Here is a 22,998-nt window from a genome sequence, read left to right as displayed (position 1 = left end):
CTGATGCCTCACGGCAAGCGTAGCGCGCTGGTCGTGTCTGCCTGCACTGTTCGATGACCGGGAGCGCGTGTGGATGCTCGTCGACGCCCCCTCAACCTGCGGTACAGCGTCAGGCCGGTCAGGAACAGGACGAGGATGGCGGGGCCGACATGCACGGCGATGAACCCGATGTAGCGAGGGCCGCCCCAGGCGTGTCGGTAGGTCTCCGGACGGCTGGGGTGTTCGGTGGCGAGGATGTATCCGGCCCGTGCGACAAGGAAGGCGCCGGCCGCCAGGAGGAGAAGGCGGACCGCCGCGCGTCGTAGCCGGGCGCCCCAGCCAGCGGCTGGCGGTGACGCTGGTCGGCGTGCCGTGATCAGGCCCACCGTGATCAGCCCCGCAGCGACCACAGCGGCTACGGCCAGTCTCCTCACGCCGGCTCGTCTGCGCGGTGCCGGGTGCGGCGCACGATTGCGGAGCCGGCCACCAGCGCCGTTGGTGTCAGGACCGCCACCAGCGCCAACGCCCGAAGCGGGGTGGTCGGAGCCCAGAGGATGTTGTCGGTCAGCCCTGCCCGTACGGCGGCGACCTCCAGGGCGGCCGTGGCGAGTACCGATTTGGTGATCTGGGCGAGCCACGTCCAGGACTGAAGACGGAGCTCGACGGCGTGGCGCAGGACGTCGATGACGGTGGCCAAGGTCAGTGGAGTGTCCTGGAGGAGCGCGGCGAACTCGTCGCCGTAGCGTGCCCGCCACTGCCTGGGATACATGGCGAGAAGAAAACGCCTCATGCCTGGGCCAGCCGTGACTGCCCGGTCTGGACGACCCGAGACCAGGTCGCCAACTGCGCGGTCAGTGCCACTCTTCCCGCCGTCGTGATCTCATAGGGGCGGCGGCGATCGTCGCTGGGTAGCGGGGTGATCAGGCCGCGTTCCACCAGCTTGGTCAGTGAGCCGTACAGGGTGCCAGGGCCGAGCCGGACCCCGGTCTGTTCCAACACATCCGCGGTGATCGCGTAACCGTGCTTGGCGCCGTCGCTCAGTGACAGCAGGACCAGAACTCCCGGCTCGCCGAAGCGGGCCAAGCCCTCGTCCCGTCCGAATCTCGCCATGCGATGCATCGTATGGCGTAATAGTCGGGGGCGGCAAGACACCGCTGTACGCGGGCCTGCCTGCTGGCGCGCTCATTGTCCGTGGCCGCGGCCAGCGGGTGGGAGGTGATCGACGAATGATCATCCTCCGCGGGCGGCTTGCGCGGCCGTCCTTCCGGCGGGCAGCCGACTTCGCAACGTTCCGGGGACGGCCGACTACACAGCCCTCGGACGGGTGGTGTGGCAGCCCCCGCCGCACGGTCGGCTACGGTGATGTCGTGGGACTGCACCTGAGCCAGATCGCCGAGGCGGACGAGCTGCTGACCAGCGACCCGTTGGCGCTACTTATAGGCATGGTTCTGGACCAGCGAGGTTCGGAAAGAACAAACGTGGCGCCGACAACCAGTGCTGACTATGACGGCCATGGCTCGCCGGCCTTCTCTTGAGGTGAAAGCGCCGTGACATTCGACGCCGATGTTCCAGACGGACGGTTTCCAGCCGGGCAGCAACCTGTTCGGGGTTTCGTCCGAGGCCGTGACGAAGGCCGTCGGATCGATCTGCCGAACTGGTCGATGCTCGTCAAGGTCACGGATTAGGAACGGACGGCGTCCCATCCCCGGATCGCACCATCCGGCGTGCCCGCTGGCGGGAACCGCGCCTACGGCTGGCTGCCGGACAAGCGGACCAAGGACGAGGCGGAAGCCGCGCTCTTGGTCGCCGGGGTCGACGACATCCTCGAAGGTGTCGGCCTCCACACGATTTGTCGCCGCTGGAATCTAAGTTGTGCGGCGGTCGGGCTGACGATGCTGGAAGGAGCACACGGCTTACCCGGTAGCTCGGCCGGTTGGAAGGGCTGGCGCGATTGAGATCGGGCGAGTTTATGCGGCAGGCCCGTAGCCGCGCACACGGCTCTCGTAGCGAATGGCTGCCTCCACGTCCGCCTCGGGGATCTTGTGAAGTCCGGCGATAGCCGCGATGGACTCTCCCGCGACGAATCGGCGGTAGAGGCTGGCCGTCCGAATACCCAAAACGGTTGGCTCCCCCAGGTCGTGCAGCGGATCGAATACGACGGGGCTCGATTTGTTGTCCGGATAGAGCCGGACCGCTATTCCTCCTGGCTCGAAGTCAATCTTCTGGACGAACGCTTCGGCTCCAGGCGCGAGAATGAGTTGTCCGTTGCGAAGGACCACCATGGCAAAGCTCGCCCGTGATGCCTGTCTGCTGCTGCACATCGAGGACCAAGTCTCTGTTCGCGACGTATGGCCTGGCGTGAGCGAGGGGGTACGGCACCCCAAGGCGGTCGCGGAGCATCTGCACGACCGGCCGAAGCTGTTGCAGGCTCACCCTGTGCCTGACGCGGTACTCGCGGAGGTAGCCAGCCTCGACGAACTCACCCCAGGTGACCGTTTCGCTTCCGGTGCGACGTGGCCTGATTACAGGTTCGTAGCTGGCGCCGGCTCGGGTGTAGCCGTCGATCCAGCGCCTCAGCGTCGCTGGCTTGACGCCCAGCAGACGTGCGGCTTGGCTCATCGTGTAGACCTCACGCTCGAGTACAACGAGGCTTGATGGCTCCTGACTCGATGGCGACGAGACCGTCAGCGTCTTCGGGGTGCGTTCCCAGATCGCGAGGATCTTCGCGAGCGGCTCGTCGTCCTCGTAAAAGTCTCCCTCCACAGTGGTCATGACCGTATCGTGCACCATGCGGCGCGGCTGTTCCATTCTTCCCGGTGGACAGCGCGGACGTGCGCGGTCAGCTGGTAGGCCTTGGCAACCTGTGGGGGCGGCTGGACACCGCGTCGCCTCAACCGTCGGTTCATGTCCCGCATCGGGCTGGCACCCAAACGGTTTAGCCGGGTGCGCCGGTTTCAACGGCTCCTGCGCGCGGCCGGCGGCAGGGACGATCCGGACTGGGCGCGGCTGGCAGTGGACTGCGGGTTCTATGATCAGGCCCATCTGATCAACGACTTTCGGGACCTGTCAGGGCTGACTCCGGGGGCCTATCGCCCCCGCTCGGTCGATGTGCCCAACCATGTGCCGGTGACCGACTGATTCTTCCAATCCAACCTGGTCGGACGCGGCGACGATACCGCCATGCAGACGCCCTTCGTTGCCTATCCGCGGCTGATCGTGATCAACGCAGCCGACGCCATCATCTTCTACCGCGACGTCTTCGGCGCGCAGGAGAAGGAACGACACCTCGACGCTGGCGGCCGGATCGTGGATGCCGAGCTGACGACCGGCACGGCGCGAGTATCGGTCAGGGACGAGGGATTACGGCGACCCGGCGCCGCCGAGCGTCGGCGGAACATCGGTCATCATGGCGATGGAGGTTTTCGACCCGGACGCCACCGCGGCGGCGATGCTCGAACGGGGAGCCGCTGTCATCCACCCGATTGCCGATCATCCGTACGGCCGGGCCGGCCGGCTGGTGGACCCGTACGGCCACCAGTGGATGCTGCTGCGCCCAGCCGATGGATAGGCCACGACGATTCACGACCTGACAGCTCGACGGTTCGGCCGGCCGCCGGGCAGCGGTATTCGGGTGCTGCCCGGCGGCCGAGGCGGCCTGGTCCTTGAGCGTCAGCCAGGACAGCCTCGCGGGGGCGTCACCCGAGGCGGGGCTGCCTTCTATGCTGTGCCGGTGAGCCTGCACCTCAGCCAGATTCCGGAAGCGGACGAGTTGCTGACGAACGATCCGTTGGCGCTCCTTGTGGGCATGGTGCTGGACCAGCCGGTTTCGGAAAGATGGAGTGAGGTGGGACGATCCTCGTCCGTTTGACGGCGGACCCGTCCCGGTTGCGGTCCCTCATCCGCGCCGGCCATCCGTCTGTCCGGCTGGCCGTTCGGTGCGCCCCGGCCGGACCCGTCGAGGTCGTCGAGGTCGTCGACGCGACCCGGATCCGGGCGAAGATGGCCGAGGCCATCGAGGATGTAGCGGCGATCGTCGCGACGAAGTGGTCCTTGGCGTGTCCTGCGTCGCTGGTGGTTCCGCTGCTGCCGGTCTCGGTCAGAGTGCGCCGAATCCGTGTTGCAGCCGGGCCAGGGTGTCGTCGACCGCAGCGGCCGGGTCCCGCTACGGCGAGGACGTCGAGGGCCGCCTGGGCAGGTCGAGTTGGGTGATCATCATGATGCCGATGATGGCGCCGCTGACCGCGACGACGTTAGGGTCGTCCGCTCTGCGTCCGGCGTGTTCTGTCACGGCCAGGGCTGACGAGGTTGGATCGGCAGACCTGGCGATCTGCTATTGGAAGACTAGAAACTCTGTCATTGGTAGAGTAGAGATGTGGTCGACTATCGGCGCCGTGTCCTTGACGGCACACTGGACGCACTTCAGCCGCATCTTCGCGCTCTGTCGATCCACGGGCCGAAGGCAGTCGGCAAGACCGCGACCGCGATGCGGCGTGCAGCGTCGATCATCGATCTCAGCCTTCCCGGCCAGCGTGAGATCGTGGCCGCCGATCCGACCATCCTGACCCGGCTGCCGGGGCCAGTCCTCGTCGATGAGTGGCAGCGTCTTCCCGAGGTGTGGGACCACGTGCGGCGCGCGGTCGACGCCGGCTCGCCAGCAGGCCACTTCATCATCGCGGGCAGTTCCGCACCGCGAGGGGCGGTGGTTCACTCGGGCGCCGGGCGGATCGTGCCTTTGCGGATGCGCCCGCTGAGCATGGCCGAGCGGGACGTCGACAAGCCGACTGTGAGCCTCGCTGCGCTCCTCGACGGAAACAGCGACATTGGTGGTGCCACCTCGCTTCGGCTGACGGACTACGTCGAGGAGGTCACGGCATCGGGCTTTCCCGCTATCCGCGGCCTGCCGTCGCGGGCGCGTCGAGCCGAACTGGACGCGTACCTGGACAATGTCGTTCAACGGGAGTTCCCCGAGCAGGGCTACCCGATCCGCCGACCGACGGTACTGCGCGCCTGGCTCGCCGCCTACGCCGCCGCCACGTCGACGACGACGGCCTACTCGAAAATCCTGGATGCGGCGACTCCCGGCCTGGGTAACAAGCCAGCCAAGGAGACCACTCTCGCCTATCGCGACGCCCTGTCGTCGCTGTGGCTGCTCGACGCAGTACCACCGTGGATTCCCAGCCGAAACCATCTCGAACGGCTCGGCCGGTCTCCCAAACACCACCTGGCGGACCCCGCGCTGGTCGCACGGCTGCTCGGACTCGACGACTCCGCGCTGCTGCGGGCCGAGCAGGGCAGCACCACCCTGTCGGCAGGCACGATCCTCGGGGCCCTGTTCGAGCACCTCGCCGCGCTCAGCATTCATACCTACGCCGAGGCCGCCGAGGCCCGGGTAGGCCACCTGCGCACCCAGAACAACGACCACGAGGTCGATCTGATAGTCGAGCGCTCGGACGGCCGCGTGCTGGCGGTCGAGGTCAAGCTGGCGGACCGGGTCGAGGATTCCGACGTCAGGCACCTGAATTGGCTACGAGACCGCATCGGAGAAGATCTGATCGATGCCCTCGTGATCTACGCGGGCGAGCACGCCTACCGCCGACGTGATGATGTCGCCGTAGTCCCGCTGGCACTTTTCGGTCCGTGACCCACTGGGGCGGGCGGCGCCGCGGGTTCCGGTCCGAAGCTACCTGGATGCCGACGACCACGGCGCCTGCCGGGACTACACCGACTACACGGCGATCTGATCGCCGTGGCCTGATCGCCGGGGGCTCCGGCGGGTCGTCACGAACCCTGCGTCCGCCCTGCGGCTGATCTCGTGATCAGGATCGGATCTTCCGGGGTCTTCCCCGACGAGGTGGCTCCGGGCGCCATGCCCGAAGATCCTCCAGCGTTTCGTCCCTTTCCTCAAGGAGCCTGGAGAAGTACTCGGCGAACGGTAGGCCTGATGCGGACTCACACACGGGGCCTGGCCGTCCCCACGCGTGTTCCAGCCACGGAAGGAGCTCGTACAGGGCATTCAGGAGCGGCGTTATCCGTGACCGCTGGTCGCTACCCACCCCGTCGGCCGCGAGGAGATCGGCTAGGACCTGCGCTCGTTCGGCCGTCTCCCAGCCGGCCCATCCGATCAGGGTCTGGTCCGGCATGCGTGGGTCGAGAGGAGGGTAGGAGATGAAACGCTCGTTGGGAACGTCGAGTTTGCCGCGGATTCGCCAGTAGCTTGGACGCAGAAAATCACCGGATGTGTACTTCGGTGGCACCATGGATGCCGTCTGAGAACTGGGCTCACTGGCGTCCTCTGCACGCTGGTTCGCCCAGACCGTCTCCCAGTCGGCCCGCTTCACGAGACCCGCCGGAGTATGCCGCAGAGCCGCCGCGCACGGGACGTGCCCCTCGACGAGAAGATCGGTGAGGACCTCGGCTGGGTCTCGGTCGGGTGCAAGGAGCGCCGCGACCGCGACCACCTGGGGATCGGCCAGGACGAGTCTGGCCAGACGACCAATCGTAAGCGGTCGAGGGTGGCGGAGCCCGTCGCGATCCTCTTGCCAGAGATGCTGTGTCTCGCAGTGGTCCAACAGCCACCGGCGAATCGCGCCGGCCTGCATCGTGTCCCAGCCGTCGCTGTGCCACCGGCGCTTGAACTCCGGCCTCTCCAGCAGGCTCAGATCGTCGCTGCGCTCGATCGCGTCCACTCGACGGACGACGACATCGCGGTATGCGGCCGGCCACCTTTCGGGGATCTCAGTGATCGGCGTCGAGCCATGGCGGGAGAACCAGGTCGTGTTCTCCCCGCCTGCTGCGACCCTCCTGGCCAGCACGATCTCGAACGCCCGCTCACCCGGACTGATCGGTGGGATGCTCTCGGCCGGAGCGAGAAGAGTCTCGCCGGGCTCGGGGAGGATGCCGTAACGGGCATACATCGTCCAGTCCAGCTCCTCCTGAATCGCGACCATTTCTCGCCCGACGCTCTCCCACCGGCGTCGGGCCTCGGCCAGGCGTGCCCCAGTCGGTGCTCCGGAGGCGCTGACGGCTTCCGGGGTGCAGGCTGCTCGCTCCTGAGCGAGTCCATCCAGGAGACCCGACTGCCACGTCGTGAAATCACCGGGAAGAGGAAGGCCCTGGAGGTTGGCCCCGGTGAACTCGTAGAACTCCTGCCATGCCTCCCCACCGCCTTCCTGCCTCAGGCCAGATCCCTTACTGTTGCCGTGCTGCTTCAACCAGAAGCATGCGGCCGAGCTGTTGAGGAGTCCGACCAGGGAGACGTACCGGGCTCGGGTGGAATCCTCCGGAAGCTCGATGACCGGCGCCGACTGCAGTGCGACGACGCGCCCGCGCTGCAGCGCGAAGTGGTTGTGGCTTGCCACCCAGGAGAAGGTGATCGCGGTTCCGTCGCCGCCCGCCCGCGCCGCGATCTGCGTCCAGTCGTACCAGGGCCGCCCAGCGGCGCGGTGCAGGGCGCTGGCGGCACGGCGCTCCTGCAGGGTCGTTCGGTAGGGCCAGAGCCGGTCATGGATGCGCGGGTAGCTGCGAAGGTCCTCGATATGGTGATCGTCGCGTCGGGGGAAGAAGCCGGTCCTGCCGGTCTGGACGGCCCAGTCACGCACCTCGAAGCCCGTGGTGATCCGAACCAGGCCTCCCTCCTCCGCTGGCCCGAGTCTGCGGAAGACGTCTGGCGGTGCGACGAAGACGTCGTCCGCACCGGTGATGGCCGAATAGCCGATGCGGATGGCGACGTCCCCCAGCACGGATTGTCTGGACATGCGGGCGATCAGGCTTCGCGCGGTGCTGTCGGTCAACTGCCACGGAAACTCGCGAAGGACACGCCGGTCCAGGCTCACGGACCGAGTCCAGCGATCGGCGAGGCCGACCGTACGCGCGTGTCGACGGATCGACCGCCATACCTGACCCTCACGAGGTACAGGTGGCAGTGTGGGTTCCCCGCGCTCTGCGAGCACGACGACCAGAGGCTCCGACACGTCGGGTCGCCGGTTTCGGCCGATCAGAAGCACGGTCGGGGTGCCATGCCCGGGGATGTAGGCGCCGGACGTGTCCAGGACGTGTGTCAGTGTCACCTCCTCGGCGAGGAATTCCGTGGCCAGCCGTTGCCCGAACTCCCGCCTCATGAAGGAGTTCGAGGTCAGGATGCCGACGTGACCGGCGTTCCGTCCGTCGGCGTCAGCCGGACGAGCCAGCTGGAAGAAACGCTGTGTGAAGGGGACCGCCAGCGTGTACGACCCTCGGCAGGTCTCGTACTGCTCCCGGATGCGACGGCTGAGGTTCTGGTCCCGGACGGCAAGGTAGGGCGGGTTCCCGACGACGACGTGATAGCCCCTCCCGTGGGTCCGCTCGGTTTCGTCTGCCTGCGCCGTTTCTGGTCCGAGTAGTGAGTCGCCGACCCTGATGTTGAGTGGCCAGCCGAGGTTCGCCACATCGACCGGCCCGACCACCCCAGCGGCGTGCAACGCGGTCACGAACAGCCGAAATCGGGTGATGGCGACCGACGACGGGAGCAGGTCCACACCGTGCACCGCTGCCAGGGCCTTGCGTACCTGGTGACCTGCGGAGAGCTCAGGCGCCTTCCGGCTCCACGCGCTGAACAGGCGGTCGAAGGCGCCCAGAACGAACTGCCCCGAGCCGCATACCGGGTCGATCAGCCGAACATGCCTGTGCCCCACCTCCTCGATCGCGGGATCGAGCGTCAGGTCGAGCAGGAGATCCGCCACGAAGTCAGGCGTGGGTACGAGGGCGTGCTCCTTTCGTCTGGAGTCGGAGAGCCGCTCGTAGACATCCGCAAGGAAGCCGGTGCCCAGCGTCGGGTCGGTGAAGTCGTGCCGGAGATCGCCTCCCTGGTCACGACGGTTCCAGAAGGACACCAGGGTGTCCGCGGCATCGGGGGGGATCGTCAGCAGTAAGTCGGATGTGAACACGCCGTCGAACACGGTCGAAAATCCCGTCCGCAGGAACACCGCCAGGCAGGATATGAGGTGATCAAGGGCGGTTCCGCCGTAGCGGGCGTCAGCCTGTGGGCCTGCGCTGCTGTGGGACATCGACTGCGGCGTCGCGAGTCGGGTCCCGGTGGGGACGAGATGGTTGTCCTCGCAGAAACGAAGCAGGAGCGTGGTCACGACCCAAGCAACGGCTGTGTCTGTCGCCTGTGTGGCCGAGCGGCGCGCATCCGACGCCAGAGTGGTCTCCAGTGCCCGGACCAGCCGGGCGAGATCGTCGGAGAGAGCTTGGCGATCGATCATCTGGGACCTCTCCTGGGATTGCTGCCGCGAGAGCTGCCGAGCAGGACGGTTGGATCGAGACTCCGATAATCCTCTGAGACGTGTTGACGTGCCCTACGGTACTGTATGCGCGTGCTCGTCTGAAGTGCTCGTGGGCGGGTTACCGGACGCCGGGTCTGGCCTGGGAGAGTCTCGATGGAGCGCAAATCTGGACATGCTGCGGCGAGGAGGTTGCCCCTCCGGGCCCCATCCTCGTCCGTGCAGGTAGTCGACAGCCTTCTGAGTCGGCTCCAAAAATTTCCGTCACTGGTTGTGAGACTGTGATGCGAGGGGAGGTCGAGGAGCCCATGAGCGCCGCCCCGACGAAGCGCACCATGGCCTACGAGGACTTGGCGCGAGTCTTCGAGGTGATCAATGGGGCGTTCGGCGGCTGCCCCTGGTGGCAACCGCGCCTTCCCCGCTGGTAGCGGCGGTCGGTGTCGTGACCGCGCTGAGCATGGTCCCTGTCCTGGCGATCGCGGGTCTTGCCGTGTCGGGGGTGACCAGCCTCGTCAAGGTGTGGCTGCACCTACGGTTTGCCCGCTACATAACGGACAAGGCGGCAGCTCAGGGTGTGATCCTGGACCCGCAGGCCGTCATTGCCGCAGCTACGGGCCCAGTCGCCCCGCCCGTCCCAGCCGCCCCGCCCGCGGCAACCGTCACTCCTCCGGAGACGTCGCCACCTGCCGGATGACGGCATTCAGCGTCTGAGGACGGCGTGCGTAGTTCGATGGGTCGCACCGTACATCCCGTACCGCTGCGCCTGTCCCTGTTGGTGCCGCTGACGACTACGAAGCGTGCCGGCACAACCTAAACCACACGGCGATGTGGTCGGCGGCGCGACGGCCGCTGTTCCCAGGCCGGCTACGGTGTTCGAGTGGGACTTCACCTGAGCCAGATTGACGAGGCGGACGAGCTGCTGACCAACGATCCGCTCGCCCTGCTGATCGGGATGGTGCTGGACCAGCAGATACCGCTGGAGCGGGCGTTTGCCGCGCCGTATGAACTGAGCCGGCGGCTCGGCCGTCCCCTGTATGCGGCAGATCTCGCCGATGCGGACCCCGACGAACTCGGCGCGGTTTTCTCTCGGGTGCCGGCACTGCACCGGTTCCCCGCGTCGATGGCCAAGCGGGTCCAGGCGATGTGCCGCCTGGTGGTCGACGACTACGACTCGGGCGCCGCGAACGTCTGGCTGACCGCGACCGACGGCAGTGAGCTGCTGCGACGTGTCTCGGCGTTGCCCGGGTTCGGGCCGCAGAAGGCCAAGATCTTCGTCGCGCTGCTCGGGAAGCAGCTCGGCGTCACCCCGCCGGGTTGGCGGGAGGCGTCGGCTCCCTTCGGAGAGGACGGATCGTTCCGTTCGATCGCCGACATCATCGATACGATCACTCGTGACAAGGTCCGCGAGTACAAGAAGGCGCTGAAGGCCGCCGCCAAGGCGTCCATCGGCTGAGCAGGGTCTCTCCAGCGCTGAAGATCGGCGTGAGTTTGTCATCGCGTACGCTTTTCGGGCCGGAAACCGTACACAACGACAAACTCGCGCCGATCATGCTCTGTGGGGTGGCCGCGGACGGGATCCGCACGACCTGAGGCTGTCGCCGAGTCGGCGCTCGGGCGCCATGGCCGCGCTCCGGGGTGCAACAACAGCCGGCGGATGTTGATGCTGGGTGCCCCGTACGCCTCAGGCGCCTCGTGTACCTTGTGCTACCTGTTCATTACCTCGTTCACCGCGTCGTCTCCTTTGTGACATCTGATGGGCGTGTGTAGATAAGGAAATCGCCGTTGCGCGTCGGAATCGCAGGTCGATAACCTGCGGCACGCCGTGTAGGGGGAGAGAATGAATTTTCGTTCATTGCCGCGAAAGCTGGGTGCTTTCGCGGTGGCGCTCGCCACTGTGAGCGCATATCTGGTCGCCGTTCCCGGGCTGGCGCGCTCGGAGGTTCTCACCGTGTCGCAGGATGCGTTGCGCACCGGCTGGGACCAGGCGGAGCCGGGTCTTTCCCCGTCATCGGTGAGCGCCTCCGACTTCGGCGAGCTCTATTCTGTCGATCTTGACGGCTCGGTCTACGGTGAACCTGTCATCGCCGGGGGGACCGTCGTCGTCACGACCGAGAACAACAACGTCTACGGTATTGACGAGGTAACCGGCCTGAAGAAGTGGTCGATGTCGGTGGGTGCGCCGTGGCCGCCCTCGGTCATCGGGTGCGGCGATGTGGGAATCAACATCGGCATCACCTCGACGCCCGTTGTCGACAAGGCGACCAACACTGTCTATCTGACCGCGAAGGTCAATGACGGTGGCGACGTGCAACACCCTCATTACTACATGCATGCCCTGGATCTCACGACCGGCGCGGAGCGTAGCGGCTGGCCGGCGACGATCCAGGGCGCGCCCAGCAACGACCCGGCCGGCACACCGTTCGACGCCCGGGTCGAACTGCAGCGCCCGGGGCTGCTGCTGCTCAACGGGGTCGTGTACGCGGCGTTCGGTGGCCACTGCGACATCGGCAAGTACCGCGGCTATGTCGTCGGCGTGAGCACGACGACCGCGAAGCTGACCACGATGTGGGCCAGCGAAGCTACCGGCAGCGATATCGGTGGGGGTATCTGGCAGAGCGGCGGCGGCCTGATCTCGGACGGGCCTGGACGAATCATCCTCACGACCGGTAACGGAGTGTCGCCCGCGCCCGGGCCCGGCTCGAGCGTGCCCGGCCAGCTTGCAGAGGCCGTGGTAAGGCTTGGTGTCGGTGCTGACGGCAGGCTCTCGACGCAGGACTTCTTCACCCCGGTAAACGCCGCGACGTTGAACCAGAATGACACCGACCTCGGCTCGGGCGGTCCGCTGGCCCTGCCGGACGGGTTTGGCACCCCCACCCATCCCCACCTGCTCGTACAGGACGGCAAGGACGGGCGGGTGTTCCTGCTCGACCGCGACGACCTCGGCGGGCGCGGGCAGGGACCGCAGGGCATCGACGACGTGGTGGGCATGACCGGTCCGTTCCAGGGCGTGTGGGGTCACCCGGCGTTGTGGGGCGGCGACGGTGGCTACGTGTACCTGGCAGGCAGCGGAGGTCCGCTGCGCGCGTTGAAGTACGGCCTGACGGGCGCGGGTGAGCCGGCCCTGACCGCAGCGGGCACGAGTAGCGGCACGTTCCCGTTCGGTTCCGGTTCGCCCACGGTCACCTCCGATGGGACGACATCTGGATCCGCGCTGGTGTGGATGGTCTACGAAAGTGGCGCGTCCGGCTCCAACGGCCAGTTGCGGGCCTACGACGCGGTCCCCACCAACGGCGTGCTCACCCAGCGCTTCTCCGCGCCGATCGGGATCGCGTCGAAGTTCACCAAGGTGGCGACCGACGCCAACCGCGTGTTCGTCGGTACCCGCGACGGTCATCTGCTCGCCTTCGGCCGGCCGACCGGCGCGGTGCTGTACGGCTCGGCGACCGACTTCGGGAAAGTCCCCGTCGGAGTGTCCGCCACCGCCACGGCGCAGGTCACGGCGCGTGTTCCGCTGACCGTGTCGGCGATCTCCACGTCCGCGCCGTTCGCGGCGACGCTGCCGACGCTGCCGGTCACGCTTGCCGCCGGTGCCACCCTGAGCGTGCCGGTGACCTTCACGCCGACGGCCCCGGTCGCCACGGACGTCTCGCTCACGTTCACCACCGACACCGGACTGGCCTCGATCGACCTGCGGGGCATCGGCACGCAGGCGGGTCTGGGCGCGGACCCGCCGTCGCTCGCGTTCGACCGACTCTCCACCGGCGGCTCGAGTGCGCTGTCGGTGAACATCGTCAACACCGGCACCGCGGCGACCACGATCACTGGGGCCACTCTGCCCGGTGACCCGTTCGCCGTGAGCGGGCTGCCCGCGCCTGGCACGACGATTCCGGCCGGCGGCTCGGTGACCGCATCGGTGACGTTCGCTCCCACGACCGCCGGGACCTTCGCCGCCACCCTGACGGTCACCAGTGCTGACGGCCCGGTGAGTGTGGCGTTGTCCGGGTCCGCGGTCACCGGCGCCCCGAAGATGACGATCTCGCCGATGTCACTGGACTTCGGCCAGGTTCCGCAGGGCCAGGCCCGGACGGCGACGTTTGACGTCCGCAACGACGGCAACCTGCCGTTGACGATTACAAAGGCGAAGGCCCCGGTCGGTGACTTCGCCAGTACGCAGATCTCCGAAGGGCTCACGCTGGCCCCGGGCGAAGTGATCCACCAGTCGGTGACGTTCACGCCGACCTCGACCGGGGTGCAGGCCGGCTCGTACATCCTCACCGGCGATGACGGAGCGGGCGTACAGACCGTGACGTTGTCCGGCGAAGGCACCTCGCCGGACCCGAACAGCTTCCCGCCGCCCAGCCAGGGTAAATGGACGCTCAACGGGACCGCGGCGATGTCCGGCGGTGATCTGGTGCTGACCCCGACACAGCAGTACAAAGCCGGCTCCGCCGTCTACCCGGTGACCGTGTCGACCGACCGGTTGGCGATCGAGTTCACCGCGCAGATCGGTGGCGGCACAGGTGGCGACGGACAGACGTTCGCGCTGCTGGACGCGACCAAGACGACCGACCGGGCGCTGGGCACGAACGGCGGGTCCATGGGCTTCGGTACCCTGCCCGGGGTGGCGGTCGCCCTCGACACCTACACCCACGGCAATTCGCTCGCCGTGGCGACGGGGACATCCGGCGGATCCTCGACGTATGTGGCGCGCACGACCAACGTGCCTCACTGGCGTGACGGTACCCACGTTGTCGACGTGGTTGTCACCGGCGGCCGCGTGCAGGTCGCGGTCGACGGCCAGGCCAAGCTCGACGTCGCCGTGGCGGTGCCGGCCAACGCGCTGCTGGCCTTCACCGGTTCAACCGGTTCCGTCACTGATCTGCATGTGGTGCGCGACGTGACGATCAGCCGTCTTCCGTCGACGCCGCCACCGCTCACCGCGCCCGGATGGTCGCGCAACGGCTCGGCGACGCTGTCGGGCAGCGACCTCGTGCTCACGCCCGCAGCACAGAACCGCGCTGGGTCGTCGTTCTACGGCACCCCGCAGCCGACCGCCGGTGGTCTGCATGCAACGTTCACCGTGCAGATCGGTGGCGGCACCGGGGCGGACGGTCTGACCTACGCGCTGCTGGACGCCGCGAACGCCGGACCCACCGCACTCGGGAAGAACGGCGGCGGGCTCGGGTTCAGCGGTCTGGCGGGCTTCGCGGTCACGCTTGCCACCTATCGTGGCGGCGCGCCGTCGCACTATGTCTCGGTTGTGCGGGGCGCCGCCGGCACGCCGCCGGTCGTCCTGGCAAGTTCGACCAAAATTGGTGACCTGCGGACGGGTACCCACCTGATCGACGTGGAGGCCTCGGGTGGCCGGATCGTCGTCGCGGTGGACGGGATAACGGTGATCGACACGGCGGCGGACCTGCCGTCGAACGTACTGCTCGGGTTCACCGCTGGGACGGGTAGTCGCACCGATGTGCACACGGTCCGGAATGTGACAATCACCCATGGCTGACTGCCCCGGATGCGGTATGTGAGCCGCTGACCCGCCGCCCGGGAGCTGTTATCCGAAATCCATCCGCGACCGGGCGGATCAGCGGACGAATGGGTATCCGTTCCCGCTCGACTGGCGATCTGCGCCGGCGAGCGGGAATGTGATGGGGTGGAAAACGATCTGCTGCTCGCATTGGTAATTGTGACGGCACTGGGATTTGATTTCACCAATGGTTTCCATGACGCCGGTAATGCAATGGCCACGTCGATCGCGACCGGTGCTTTGCGTCCCCGGGTCGCGGTCGGGCTGTCCGCGGTGCTCAACCTGGTTGGTGCGTTCTTGTCCCTGAACGTGGCGGCCACCATCGCGAGCGGACTCGTGCAGAGTGATGCAATCACCTTGACCGTGGTGTTCGCCGGCCTGTGCGGCGGTGTCACCTGGAATCTACTCACCTGGTTTTTCGGAATCCCATCGAGTTCGTCCCAGGCCCTGATCGGAGGCGTGATCGGCGCCACCCTCGCGGCCGCCGGCACCAGCGGAGTGAAGTGGCAGGGCCTGGTCGAAAAAGTTATCATCCCGGCGATCATGTCGCCGCCGATCGCCGGCGGCATCGCCCTTGTCGGGACCTTCCTCATATTTCTGATCTCCCGCCCGGTACCGACCGGCCCGAGAGATCGCGGATTCCGGATAGGCCAGGTCGGGTCGGCGTCCATGGTGTCGCTCTCTCATGGAACGAATGACGCCCAGAAGACGATGGGTATCATCACCCTCGCCCTGATCACGAACGGCACGCTCAGCGCCGACGCGCAGGCGCCCGACTGGGTCATCGTGTCCTGCGCCCTGGCGATCAGCCTGGGCACCTATGTCGGTGGCTGGCGGGTGATGCGGACCCTGGGAAAGGGCCTCATCGAGATCGAAGCGCCCCAGGGCATGGGTGCCGAATCAGCGTCGGCGGCGACAATCCTGTTGTCGAGCTACTACGGGTACTCCCTGTCCACGACCCAGGTGGTGACCGGCGCCATCCTCGGATCGGGGGTCGCCAAGCGGGGTGCCGAGGTGCGTTGGCGCGTTGCCGGCCGCATGGCCGTCGCGTGGGTATTCACGCTGCCGGCGGCAGGCATCGTCGGCGCTGTTTCCTATGGAATTGCGGAGGGTATCGGCGGGGATCTCGGTGCCGCCCTCGTCTTCATCGCACTCCTCGCGGTGGTGATCTCCTTCTACTTGGCCTCGCGTCGGAACCCGGTCAACCCCGACAACATCAACGACGAATGGACCGGCGACGGGGTTCCGGCCGAGCCGGCCACCACCTCCAGCACCTGAAGGGCAGCGGGTCGTGAACAGTTGGATTGATTTCAGCGCGGTTGGCAAGATAATTGTAGTCGGATTGTTGGCGGGCGCGGGCCTGCCGGCCCTGTTCTCCGTCGGTATCCGTGCGCTGGCTCTGCCCGGCGGCGGCCGGCACGGAACCGATGCCGCCGCCGGCACCACGGTGATGGGCGGTAATACGGTGGGGCTGGTTCTCGCAGTTCTGTGCTTCGCCACCGTCCTGGCTGGGATCGGACTCGGCATCTACATCATCGTGGCGGCCTGACATGGCGCTTCCCGCCTTTCTTCAGCGCATCATCGACTGGGTCCGTCAGGGATATCCCGAAGGGCTTCCCAAACATGACTACATTGCGTTGTTCGCTGTCCTCGGCCGGCAGCTTTCGACGGCGGATCTGGAACGGGTCGCCGACGAGTTGGCGCTGTCCGGACAGCTGGCGACGGCCGACGACCCGCATGAAGTGGTCCGTCAGGCGGTCAGCGCGGCCACGAATGGACCTGTGGACGAGGCCGCCGTCGCTCGCGTCGAGGAACGCCTGCGGGCTGCCGGCTGGGACATCACGGAGCTGCCGCCGCGCTGAGTCCGAGGTCATGAGCTGGGGATGTCGAGCTGAAACCGGACGGTCCAGCCGGGCCGGCGTTCCAGCGAGCAGCGCGGGCTAGGAAGCGAACAGGACGACGACGGGGAACCCGCTCACGGTGGCTGCCGTCAGGTAGACCGCCGCGTGTGCCCACAGTGGCGTTCGGGGCGAGGGATCGAGCAGGCGCGAGATGCGAGCGATCAGCGGGGTATCGATCGGCGACCGGATGGGCGCAGTCGGCGGGACGGTCGCGTCTTTCACGCCCTTTGTACCGTGTGATCCCATCGTGTCGCTGCTGTGGCCGGCACGTGGCGGCCACAGCAGCCGGCCTCGCGCAGACAATCGGTGCTGGGGCACCCCTGTGATCGCAACCGCGCCCGCCGGCACCGGGGAGCGGGCGACGCCGAGCCGGGCCAGCGCGCGCGCGAGGGTCTGCCCACTGGTACATCGGGCGGCGGCGTCATCGGCGAGCATCTCGACCAGCAGCGACACAGCGGCGGTCGCCTCGCGTGCGGGCGGCAGGAAGGGGAACGTCTCCTGCCAGGCCACAAAGGGTTGGATGACGAGATCGTGGCGACCCCGGGCATGGGCTTCCTCGTGGGCGAGGACGGCTTCCAGTTCGTCCGGGGCGAGTGCGGCGAGTAGCCCCTTGGAGACGACGACCCGGGTGTGGCGTACTCCGGGTAGGCAGTACGCGACCGCGACCGGATGATCCAGCACGCGGAGCTGACCGCGTCGGCGGGTCCGTTCGCCGTGGTCGCCGTGGTCGCGGCCGGCGAGGTCGACCAGGTGGCGATGGCGGCGACGTTGCCGGGCCGTGCGTGAGGTGGATAGAGCCAGGACGCCGAACAATCGGGCGGCGAGCGCCGATGCCACCGCAAGGCCGATCAGGTTGATCCAGCTGAGCCCGGCCAGCGGCTCGCCCGCGGCCAGATGGTCGGCATGATCCCGCAGGCTCACCGGCACGTTCGCGGACAGCGGCGCGAAGGTGAAGGCGATTACCGCGATCAGGGCGGAGACCCCACCCGCGAGCCCGACGGCCTGCCACAGCACGATTGCCGATCGAGGGCAGCGGGACGGCCAGCGGGCCGCGGCGAGCAGCCGTGGGACCGGCCACGCGAGGACGCCCGAGAACAGAGCGAGGATGGCCGCGGTCATCATAAGGGGTGAACAGTACCTCTGCCAGGAGGCCGTGCGTCCTCCCGCTCCCGTTGCCCGTGGGCATCCGGCCCGGTGCTGGCTTGCCCCGTGGTTTCGGGCCCGGTGGTTTCGGGTTCGCGGGTATTCTGTCCGAGGGCGTCCTGGCCGGCGTCGGCTGGCCGGGTCAGCGCCCGGCGCAGGATTTCGGCTTCGGCGGGGGACACCGAACCGACGAAGCGGACCAGTGCCGAGTTGCGGTCGTCGGTGGTGTCGAGGACAGCGAGCATGGCCTCAGCCACCACCGCGTCCCGGCTGCTCGACGCCTGGTAGCGGTGCGCGCGCTCGGCGCGTTCGCGCTGGACGAATCCCTTGCGCTCGAGACGTTCCAGAACCGTAAGGACGGTGGTGTAGGCGAGGTCCCGTTCGTGGTCGAGGCGAGCTGCGACCTCACGCGCGGTGAGCCAGCCGTCTGTATCCCACAATACGTCCATGACTGACCGCTCAAGGTCACCCAGGCGCGCCATGGGTACATCTTATGGCGCGTCGAGAGCTTGTGTGACCTGATCCACAAATCCCGTGTCCGTTGACCGTGGCGGCCGTTGACGGTGACGGGCCGCGCTGCACTGGCCAGGAAGAACGGCCAGCTGGCGGTCAACCTCGTCGACGTCACGATCGGTCAGCTCCGCCTGGATGCGTCGACCAGCGGTGTCGAGATGGATCGTCGCCAGCCCGAGTATCCGCTGTACCGGTCCCTGGACCCGACGGACGCTCTGAACCTTCTCCAGCGGGACCCATCGGGTAATCCGGCGTACCCGACCACTTGTGGTTACGACGCAACTGTCATTTCCGCCCCAGGCAAGGTAGTGGTATCGAACAGGCGCCTTCCATCGGGCTCGCGGCGGGGCAGGCCGATCGGCCACCGGTGCCCCGGGGATGAGCTGGGACAGCAGGTATGCGGCCTGGTCGTGGTCGCCGACCGGGAGGATCGCCCGTAGCTGGCGCCCCTCGGGCCTGTTCTCGTTCCTGGCCTGTCTGCCCGCCACCTCGACCTCGAGCCGGCACCACCGCAACGGCCGCCACAGGAGCGGCTCGACCAGTTGGACCGCCTGGACACGGCCGAAGGGGATCGTCTCGGCAGCGGTCTGGATCGCGCCGGAACGCAGGTGGAGGCCGTCGGCAGCGACGGAGACAGTGAGCTCAAAGCCGCTGTTGAAGCGCCGCCAGGCAGCGGTGAGCATGCCGATCACCAGGCCCGCTGCGCCGCCCAGGGCGCCGACGGCTGCCGGGATCATGACCGCGACCACGGCGAAGGCGACCGTCGCGACCATCGTGACAACGCTCTGGCTGCTCAGCAGCATGGAACCGACCAGGCGCCGGGTGGACAGCGCCACCAGCAGTCGTTCCGGTGGCGGCGGCGAATCCTCGGCGACACCGTGCGCCAGGGCCAGCAGGCGTGCGCGCAGGACCTCGGCGTCCGCCTTACGCAGGCATGCCAGCCGGCCGGTCGCGCCGCCGGAGGCTGCCATCCGCAGGTGGAGTTCGGCCAGGCCCAACAGCCTGGCCAGCCCGGACTCCACCAGGTCGATCGCCTGGATCTGGGTCAGTGGGTAGCGCTGTGAGCTGCGGCGCAGCAATCCCGTTTCGATCCGCAGCGTGCCGTTGTCAACCTGCCACCGGGTGACCAGCCACGAGACCACACCGATGACGACGACCACGACGATCACCGCCAGATCCCAGTAGCCGCCCTGCCCGCCGCCGTCCTGTTGGCGCGTCACCGTACCGGACAGCACGACGAATGCCACCGCCACAAGGTGGCGCCCCGCCCGTACCAGTGGCGATAACGGGTGCAGGCGGCGCCAACCGCCGGCAAGAGCCGCAACGGCCGGCTCGTCGGCGCTGGTCACAGCCCGGCCGCCTGGGCTTCGCCCAGCGCTGCCAGCGCGTCGCGAAGCCGCGCGGCTTCGGCTGCGACCAGGCCTGGGATCCGGGCGTCACTTGCCGCGGCGGCCGTGTGCATGCGGACGGTGGCGAGCCCGAACATGCGCTCGAACGGCCCAGCGGTGACGTCGACGAACTGCATTCGACCGTAGGGAACGACGGAAAGTTTGCGGATCATAACGCCACGTCGAACGAGAAGGTCGTCATTCCGTTCGGCATATGCCCAGGCCCTGACCCGGCGATAGAGGAGTCGTTCCCATGCCAGTGCCACCGCAGTGACCGCCAGCGCCAGCAGCCCGCCGAGCCCGGCCGAGCCCATGGTGCCGCCGAGCAGGCCGACCGCCGTGATCGCCGGAATGGCGATGACCGCCAGTTGCGTCCGGCGCATGGCTAACAGGCGGGTTGACGGAGTGGTCCAGTCCTGGCTGTCGTTCATGTGATCCGTCCGCTGGGCCTATCGGGCCGTTGCCGTGAGACATCCGCTCCGCGGCCGGCGGCCCGGACCCGTCAGCGCGGTGATGTGGTGACGCGACGGTGCGGTGAGTGTGACAGAACCGGGCGTCACGCACCATTTTGACCCGCCCCGGCGGCACCGCGGTAGTTCGGTGCCCGGTTCGCGGGCACATTCGGCAGGCGTATTCTACGTAGCGTAGAAGTTCTACAGAACATAGAAGATCGCCTTGAGGCTCGGGTTCGTGATCATCGGCAAGCGAGCCGGGACGGTGTGATCGTCTCTCTTTTCGCGCAGCCGGGGCCCCGATGGGTGGCCCAGGCAGGAGGAGGCCGCGCAGATGGTTCTCGCCGGATCCGTAGATCTCGCTCGTGGCCAGACCGCGTTCAGCCTCGCGTTCCACATCTGCTTCGCGGTGTTCGGAGTGGGACTGCCCTGGCTGCTGCTCTATACCGAGCACCGCTGGCTGCGTACGGGCGACGCCGTCTGGTACGCGCTCACCCGTACGTGGTCGCGGGCCTTTGCCGTTCTGTTCGCGGTCGGCGCGGTGTCGGGAACGGTGTTGTCGTTCGAGTTCGGCCTGCTGTGGCCGGCGTTCATGGCGCGTTATGGCGGAGCGCTCGGCCTGTCGTTCACCCTCGAGGGCTTCGCGTTCTTTACCGAAGCGGTGTTCATCGGCCTCTACCTCTACGGGTGGAACCGCCTGTCGCCACGGGCGCACTGGTGGACGATGGTCCCGATCGCCGTCGCCGGCACCCTGTCCACCCTGTTCATCATCACCGCAAACGCGTGGATGAACGTCCCCCGCGGCGTGCGAGAGGTCGACGGCCGGGTAGTTTCCGCGGAGCCGCTCGCGCCCTTCACCACGCCGTCCGCACCACCGCAGGTGATTCACATGCTGCTCGCGGCACTGATGTGCACCGGCGGCGCGGTCGCCGGGGTGTACGCGGTCGGGATGCTGCGCGGTCGGCGGGACACCTACCACCGCCGCGGGTTACGCGTCGGCCTGATCACGGTACTCGTGTGCGCCCCGTTGCAGCTCGTCGTCGGTGACTGGGCGGCGCGGGTGGTGGAGACGCAGCAGCCGGCGAAACTCGCCGCGATGGAGGCCCTGTACCGGAGCGGAGCGCATGCGCCGTTGACCCTCGGCGGCGTCTACGACGGCGTGACCGGGAAGGTCCGGTACGGGATCGAGATCCCGGACGCCCTGTCCATCATGACCGGATGGAGTCGGGAGCACGTGGTGGCCGGCCTCGACGCACTCCCGCCGGCCGGGCGGCCGAACGCCCTGGTCGTCCACCTCGCATTCGACACGATGGTGGGGCTCGGGACGGCGATCATCGCGCTGTCGGTAGCTGTGGCGGTGGCGGCGGTGGCGCTGGGACGACGGCGACATGCCCGCCGTCCGGTGCTCCCGCTCGGCCGGGGCTGGCTGCTCGCGGCGGCTGCCACCGGGCCGGCGTCCGTCATCGCGATGTTGGCTGGCTGGGAGGTGACCGAGGGTGGTCGCCAGCCCTGGATCGTCTACGGCCGCATGCGGGTGTCGGACGCGGTGACGGCGAGCCCCGGCGTCGGCTGGGCGTTCGCCGGGACGCTCGTCCTCTACCTTGGCCTGTCGACGGCGCTGGTACTCATCCTGCGTCGGATGGCCACCGGCGGACCGGCTGGCGGGATCCCTCCTGAGGTTGCTGCCGGCCCTGCGACCGAGCGCGTGGCTGACCTCGTGACTGACCTCGTGACTGACCCCGTGACTGACCCCGTGGAGACGGCGCGAGGGAGACCCCCGGTGCGGCGCAACGGGGTGGCCCGATGACCGCCGCCGACCTGCTGCTGATGGTCATGGTCGGCGGACTGACCGCGTATGCGCTGCTGGGCGGCGCCGACTTCGGCGGCGGTGTCTGGGACCTGCTCGCCCGGGGCCCGCACGCGGGCGACCAACGAGCGTTGATCTCCGGTGCGCTGGGTCCGGTGTGGGAGGCCAACCATGTCTGGCTGATCTTCGTGATCGTGGCGATGTTCTCCGGGTTTCCAGCCGCGTTCGGCGTGATCGGCAGCACCCTGGAGCTGCCGATGGCGCTGGCCCTGGTGGGCATCGTGCTGCGCGGCGTGGCCTATGTCTACCGCGCCTACGGCGCCGGCGCGGCCGGCCCCGACCACTGGTGGGGGCACGTGTTCGCGGTGGCGTCCACGGTCACGCCGTTCATGCTGGGCGTGTGCGGGGCCGCCATGGCCAGCGGGAATGCTCGCACGGACGATGCCACCGCTCCGCTGACCAGCGCATTCGGGCTGGTGGCCGGGGGGTTCGCGGTCACCGTGACGGCCTTCCTCGCCGCGGTGTACCTGTGTCGGGACGCATCCCGGCGAGCTGGGACCGAGCATCTCGTTGACGGCCTGCGGCGCCGGGCGCTCGGCAGCGCGGTCGTCGCGGGCACACTGGCCTGCGTGTTGCTGCCGTTGCTGTGGCGGGACGCGCCCGTGGTGGCGCAGCGGTTCGCCACCCGCGGGGTCCCTTTTGTCATGGCGTCGGCCTGCGGCGGGGTCGGCGCTCTCGTACTGGTCTGGCGGCGTCATTTCACCGCGGCGCGGCTCGCAGCCGGCCTTGCGGTGGCGGGCGTGCTGTGGGGCTGGGCCGCCGCCCAGTACCCGGACCTGGTGGTCGGGCAGGTCAGCGCAGTCGCGGCCGCGGCGCCCACCGAGAACGTGCGGGCCGTGCTGATCGCGATCGGAGCCGGCGTAGCCATGTTGATCCCGGCGTTGGTGTTGCTGTTCAAGGTCTTCGCCGACCCGGAACCCGCAGCTGGTGACCTGCACCGTTAGGGCGGGCGTGCACCGTGCGGG

At 68.0% G+C, this 22,998-nt stretch carries 22 protein-coding genes; 13 read left to right on the top strand and 9 right to left on the bottom strand.

The annotated features are described in order from the left end of the window. Positions 1 to 8: 8 nt before the first annotated feature. Genes U9983_RS01935 through U9983_RS01925 form a run of 3 tightly spaced genes read right to left on the bottom strand, consistent with a single transcriptional unit; the run spans position 9 to position 1,089 of the window. Entirely contained in the window at positions 9 to 413 is a 405-nt protein-coding gene (locus tag U9983_RS01935) for a hypothetical protein (RefSeq protein WP_322752373.1), read from the bottom strand. Then, complete coding sequence (locus tag U9983_RS01930; protein ID WP_322752372.1) at positions 410 to 769, bottom strand: hypothetical protein; 360 nt, start codon at positions 767 to 769, stop codon at positions 410 to 412. The genes U9983_RS01935 and U9983_RS01930 overlap by 4 nt, the downstream gene beginning before the upstream one ends. Next, entirely contained in the window at positions 766 to 1,089 is a 324-nt protein-coding gene (locus tag U9983_RS01925; protein ID WP_322748832.1) for a PadR family transcriptional regulator, read from the bottom strand. Before U9983_RS01925 ends, U9983_RS01930 begins: the two co-directional genes overlap by 4 nt. A 116-nt stretch (positions 1,090 to 1,205) precedes the next feature. Between U9983_RS01925 and U9983_RS01920 the strand changes: the two genes are divergently transcribed. After that, a complete protein-coding gene (locus tag U9983_RS01920) occupies positions 1,206 to 1,514 on the top strand; it encodes a hypothetical protein (RefSeq protein ID WP_322752423.1) in 309 nt (102 codons plus the stop codon). Between the two features lie 189 nt (positions 1,515 to 1,703). After that, positions 1,704 to 1,934, top strand: coding sequence for a hypothetical protein (locus U9983_RS01915; protein WP_322752371.1), 231 nt, complete (start codon positions 1,704 to 1,706; stop codon positions 1,932 to 1,934). Positions 1,935 to 2,193: 259 nt separating this feature from the next. Here the strand turns inward: U9983_RS01915 and U9983_RS01910 are convergent, their stop codons facing one another. Continuing rightward, the gene (locus U9983_RS01910; RefSeq protein ID WP_322752370.1) at positions 2,194 to 2,751 is read right to left on the bottom strand and encodes a helix-turn-helix domain-containing protein; all 558 of its coding nucleotides are present in this window, start codon (positions 2,749 to 2,751) and stop codon (positions 2,194 to 2,196) included. Between the two features lie 81 nt (positions 2,752 to 2,832). Here U9983_RS01910 and U9983_RS01905 point away from each other — a divergent pair, with 81 nt between their 5' ends. The 3 genes from U9983_RS01905 to U9983_RS01895 all read left to right on the top strand — a co-directional run bounded on the left by U9983_RS01905 (position 2,833) and on the right by U9983_RS01895 (position 5,620). Beyond that, entirely contained in the window at positions 2,833 to 3,117 is a 285-nt protein-coding gene (locus tag U9983_RS01905; RefSeq protein WP_322752369.1) for a helix-turn-helix domain-containing protein, read from the top strand. A 268-nt stretch (positions 3,118 to 3,385) separates the two neighbouring features. Next, a complete protein-coding gene (locus U9983_RS01900) occupies positions 3,386 to 3,547 on the top strand; it encodes a hypothetical protein (protein WP_322752368.1) in 162 nt (53 codons plus the stop codon). Between the two features lie 804 nt (positions 3,548 to 4,351). Continuing rightward, on the top strand, positions 4,352 to 5,620 hold the full coding sequence (locus tag U9983_RS01895) for an ATP-binding protein (RefSeq protein ID WP_322752367.1): 1,269 nt from the start codon (positions 4,352 to 4,354) through the stop codon (positions 5,618 to 5,620). A 175-nt stretch (positions 5,621 to 5,795) separates the two neighbouring features. Here U9983_RS01895 and pglX read toward each other — a convergent pair whose 3' ends face one another. Beyond that, positions 5,796 to 9,221 carry a BREX-2 system adenine-specific DNA-methyltransferase PglX gene (gene pglX / locus U9983_RS01890; RefSeq protein ID WP_322752366.1) on the bottom strand — a complete coding sequence of 1,142 codons (3,426 nt, stop codon included), beginning with the start codon at positions 9,219 to 9,221 and terminating at the stop codon, positions 5,796 to 5,798. Between the two features lie 418 nt (positions 9,222 to 9,639). Here pglX and U9983_RS01885 point away from each other — a divergent pair, with 418 nt between their 5' ends. The 6 genes from U9983_RS01885 (at position 9,640) to U9983_RS01860 (ending at position 16,631) form a co-directional block, all read left to right on the top strand. After that, complete coding sequence (locus tag U9983_RS01885; RefSeq protein ID WP_322752365.1) at positions 9,640 to 9,933, top strand: hypothetical protein; 294 nt, start codon at positions 9,640 to 9,642, stop codon at positions 9,931 to 9,933. Between the two features lie 183 nt (positions 9,934 to 10,116). After that, a complete protein-coding gene (locus U9983_RS01880) occupies positions 10,117 to 10,692 on the top strand; it encodes an HhH-GPD-type base excision DNA repair protein (RefSeq protein WP_322752364.1) in 576 nt (191 codons plus the stop codon). Positions 10,693 to 11,076: 384 nt separating this feature from the next. After that, a complete protein-coding gene (locus tag U9983_RS01875) occupies positions 11,077 to 14,748 on the top strand; it encodes a choice-of-anchor D domain-containing protein (protein ID WP_322752363.1) in 3,672 nt (1,223 codons plus the stop codon). Between the two features lie 147 nt (positions 14,749 to 14,895). Continuing rightward, a complete protein-coding gene (locus U9983_RS01870) occupies positions 14,896 to 16,047 on the top strand; it encodes an inorganic phosphate transporter (protein WP_322752362.1) in 1,152 nt (383 codons plus the stop codon). 13 nt (positions 16,048 to 16,060) lie between these two features. Then, positions 16,061 to 16,318 (top strand): hypothetical protein, encoded by a 258-nt coding sequence (locus U9983_RS01865; protein ID WP_322748818.1) that lies wholly within the window; start codon positions 16,061 to 16,063, stop codon positions 16,316 to 16,318. 1 nt (position 16,319) lies between these two features. Continuing rightward, positions 16,320 to 16,631, top strand: a complete 312-nt coding sequence (locus U9983_RS01860; protein ID WP_322748817.1) for a DUF3349 domain-containing protein — start codon at positions 16,320 to 16,322, stop codon at positions 16,629 to 16,631. A 78-nt stretch (positions 16,632 to 16,709) separates the two neighbouring features. Here the strand turns inward: U9983_RS01860 and U9983_RS01855 are convergent, their stop codons facing one another. From U9983_RS01855 to U9983_RS01840, 4 genes are read right to left on the bottom strand one after another with little or no spacing between them, the layout of a single operon-like run. Next, complete coding sequence (locus U9983_RS01855) at positions 16,710 to 17,792, bottom strand: M56 family metallopeptidase (RefSeq protein ID WP_322752361.1); 1,083 nt, start codon at positions 17,790 to 17,792, stop codon at positions 16,710 to 16,712. Next, a complete protein-coding gene (locus tag U9983_RS01850) occupies positions 17,789 to 18,295 on the bottom strand; it encodes a BlaI/MecI/CopY family transcriptional regulator (RefSeq protein ID WP_322752360.1) in 507 nt (168 codons plus the stop codon). Before U9983_RS01850 ends, U9983_RS01855 begins: the two co-directional genes overlap by 4 nt. 9 nt (positions 18,296 to 18,304) lie before the next feature. Continuing rightward, complete coding sequence (locus U9983_RS01845) at positions 18,305 to 19,675, bottom strand: PH domain-containing protein (RefSeq protein WP_322752359.1); 1,371 nt, start codon at positions 19,673 to 19,675, stop codon at positions 18,305 to 18,307. After that, on the bottom strand, positions 19,672 to 20,145 hold the full coding sequence (locus U9983_RS01840; RefSeq protein WP_322752358.1) for a PH domain-containing protein: 474 nt from the start codon (positions 20,143 to 20,145) through the stop codon (positions 19,672 to 19,674). Before U9983_RS01840 ends, U9983_RS01845 begins: the two co-directional genes overlap by 4 nt. A 355-nt stretch (positions 20,146 to 20,500) precedes the next feature. Between U9983_RS01840 and U9983_RS01835 the strand changes: the two genes are divergently transcribed. Next, the gene (locus U9983_RS01835; RefSeq protein ID WP_322752357.1) at positions 20,501 to 21,973 is read left to right on the top strand and encodes a cytochrome ubiquinol oxidase subunit I; all 1,473 of its coding nucleotides are present in this window, start codon (positions 20,501 to 20,503) and stop codon (positions 21,971 to 21,973) included. After that, positions 21,970 to 22,977, top strand: a complete 1,008-nt coding sequence (locus tag U9983_RS01830) for a cytochrome d ubiquinol oxidase subunit II (RefSeq protein ID WP_322752356.1) — start codon at positions 21,970 to 21,972, stop codon at positions 22,975 to 22,977. The genes U9983_RS01835 and U9983_RS01830 overlap by 4 nt, the downstream gene beginning before the upstream one ends. Positions 22,978 to 22,998: the final 21 nt, after the last annotated feature.

Origin of the sequence: Protofrankia sp. Cas3 (assembly GCF_963555955.1) — a bacterium.
In the GTDB taxonomy this organism is placed as follows: domain Bacteria; phylum Actinomycetota; class Actinomycetes; order Frankiales; family Frankiaceae; genus Protofrankia.
This window is presented reverse-complemented; position numbering and strand designations above follow the sequence as displayed.

Bases quoted from the DNA above. Each gene is read 5' to 3' on its own strand.
- U9983_RS01930 (WP_322752372.1), bottom strand. From the start codon at position 769: ATGAGGCGTTTTCTTCTCGCCATGTATCCCAGGCAGTGGCGGGCACGC.
- U9983_RS01925 (WP_322748832.1), bottom strand. From the start codon at position 1,089: ATGGCGAGATTCGGACGGGACGAGGGCTTGGCCCGCTTCGGCGAGCCG.
- U9983_RS01920 (WP_322752423.1), top strand. From the start codon at position 1,206: ATGATCATCCTCCGCGGGCGGCTTGCGCGGCCGTCCTTCCGGCGGGCA.
- U9983_RS01910 (WP_322752370.1), bottom strand. From the start codon at position 2,751: ATGACCACTGTGGAGGGAGACTTTTACGAGGACGACGAGCCGCTCGCG.
- U9983_RS01900 (WP_322752368.1), top strand. From the start codon at position 3,386: ATGGCGATGGAGGTTTTCGACCCGGACGCCACCGCGGCGGCGATGCTC.
- pglX (WP_322752366.1), bottom strand. From the start codon at position 9,221: ATGATCGATCGCCAAGCTCTCTCCGACGATCTCGCCCGGCTGGTCCGG.
- U9983_RS01875 (WP_322752363.1), top strand. From the start codon at position 11,077: ATGAATTTTCGTTCATTGCCGCGAAAGCTGGGTGCTTTCGCGGTGGCG.
- U9983_RS01860 (WP_322748817.1), top strand. From the start codon at position 16,320: ATGGCGCTTCCCGCCTTTCTTCAGCGCATCATCGACTGGGTCCGTCAG.
- U9983_RS01855 (WP_322752361.1), bottom strand. From the start codon at position 17,792: ATGATGACCGCGGCCATCCTCGCTCTGTTCTCGGGCGTCCTCGCGTGG.
- U9983_RS01850 (WP_322752360.1), bottom strand. From the start codon at position 18,295: ATGGCGCGCCTGGGTGACCTTGAGCGGTCAGTCATGGACGTATTGTGG.
- U9983_RS01840 (WP_322752358.1), bottom strand. From the start codon at position 20,145: ATGAACGACAGCCAGGACTGGACCACTCCGTCAACCCGCCTGTTAGCC.
- U9983_RS01835 (WP_322752357.1), top strand. From the start codon at position 20,501: ATGGTTCTCGCCGGATCCGTAGATCTCGCTCGTGGCCAGACCGCGTTC.
- U9983_RS01830 (WP_322752356.1), top strand. From the start codon at position 21,970: ATGACCGCCGCCGACCTGCTGCTGATGGTCATGGTCGGCGGACTGACC.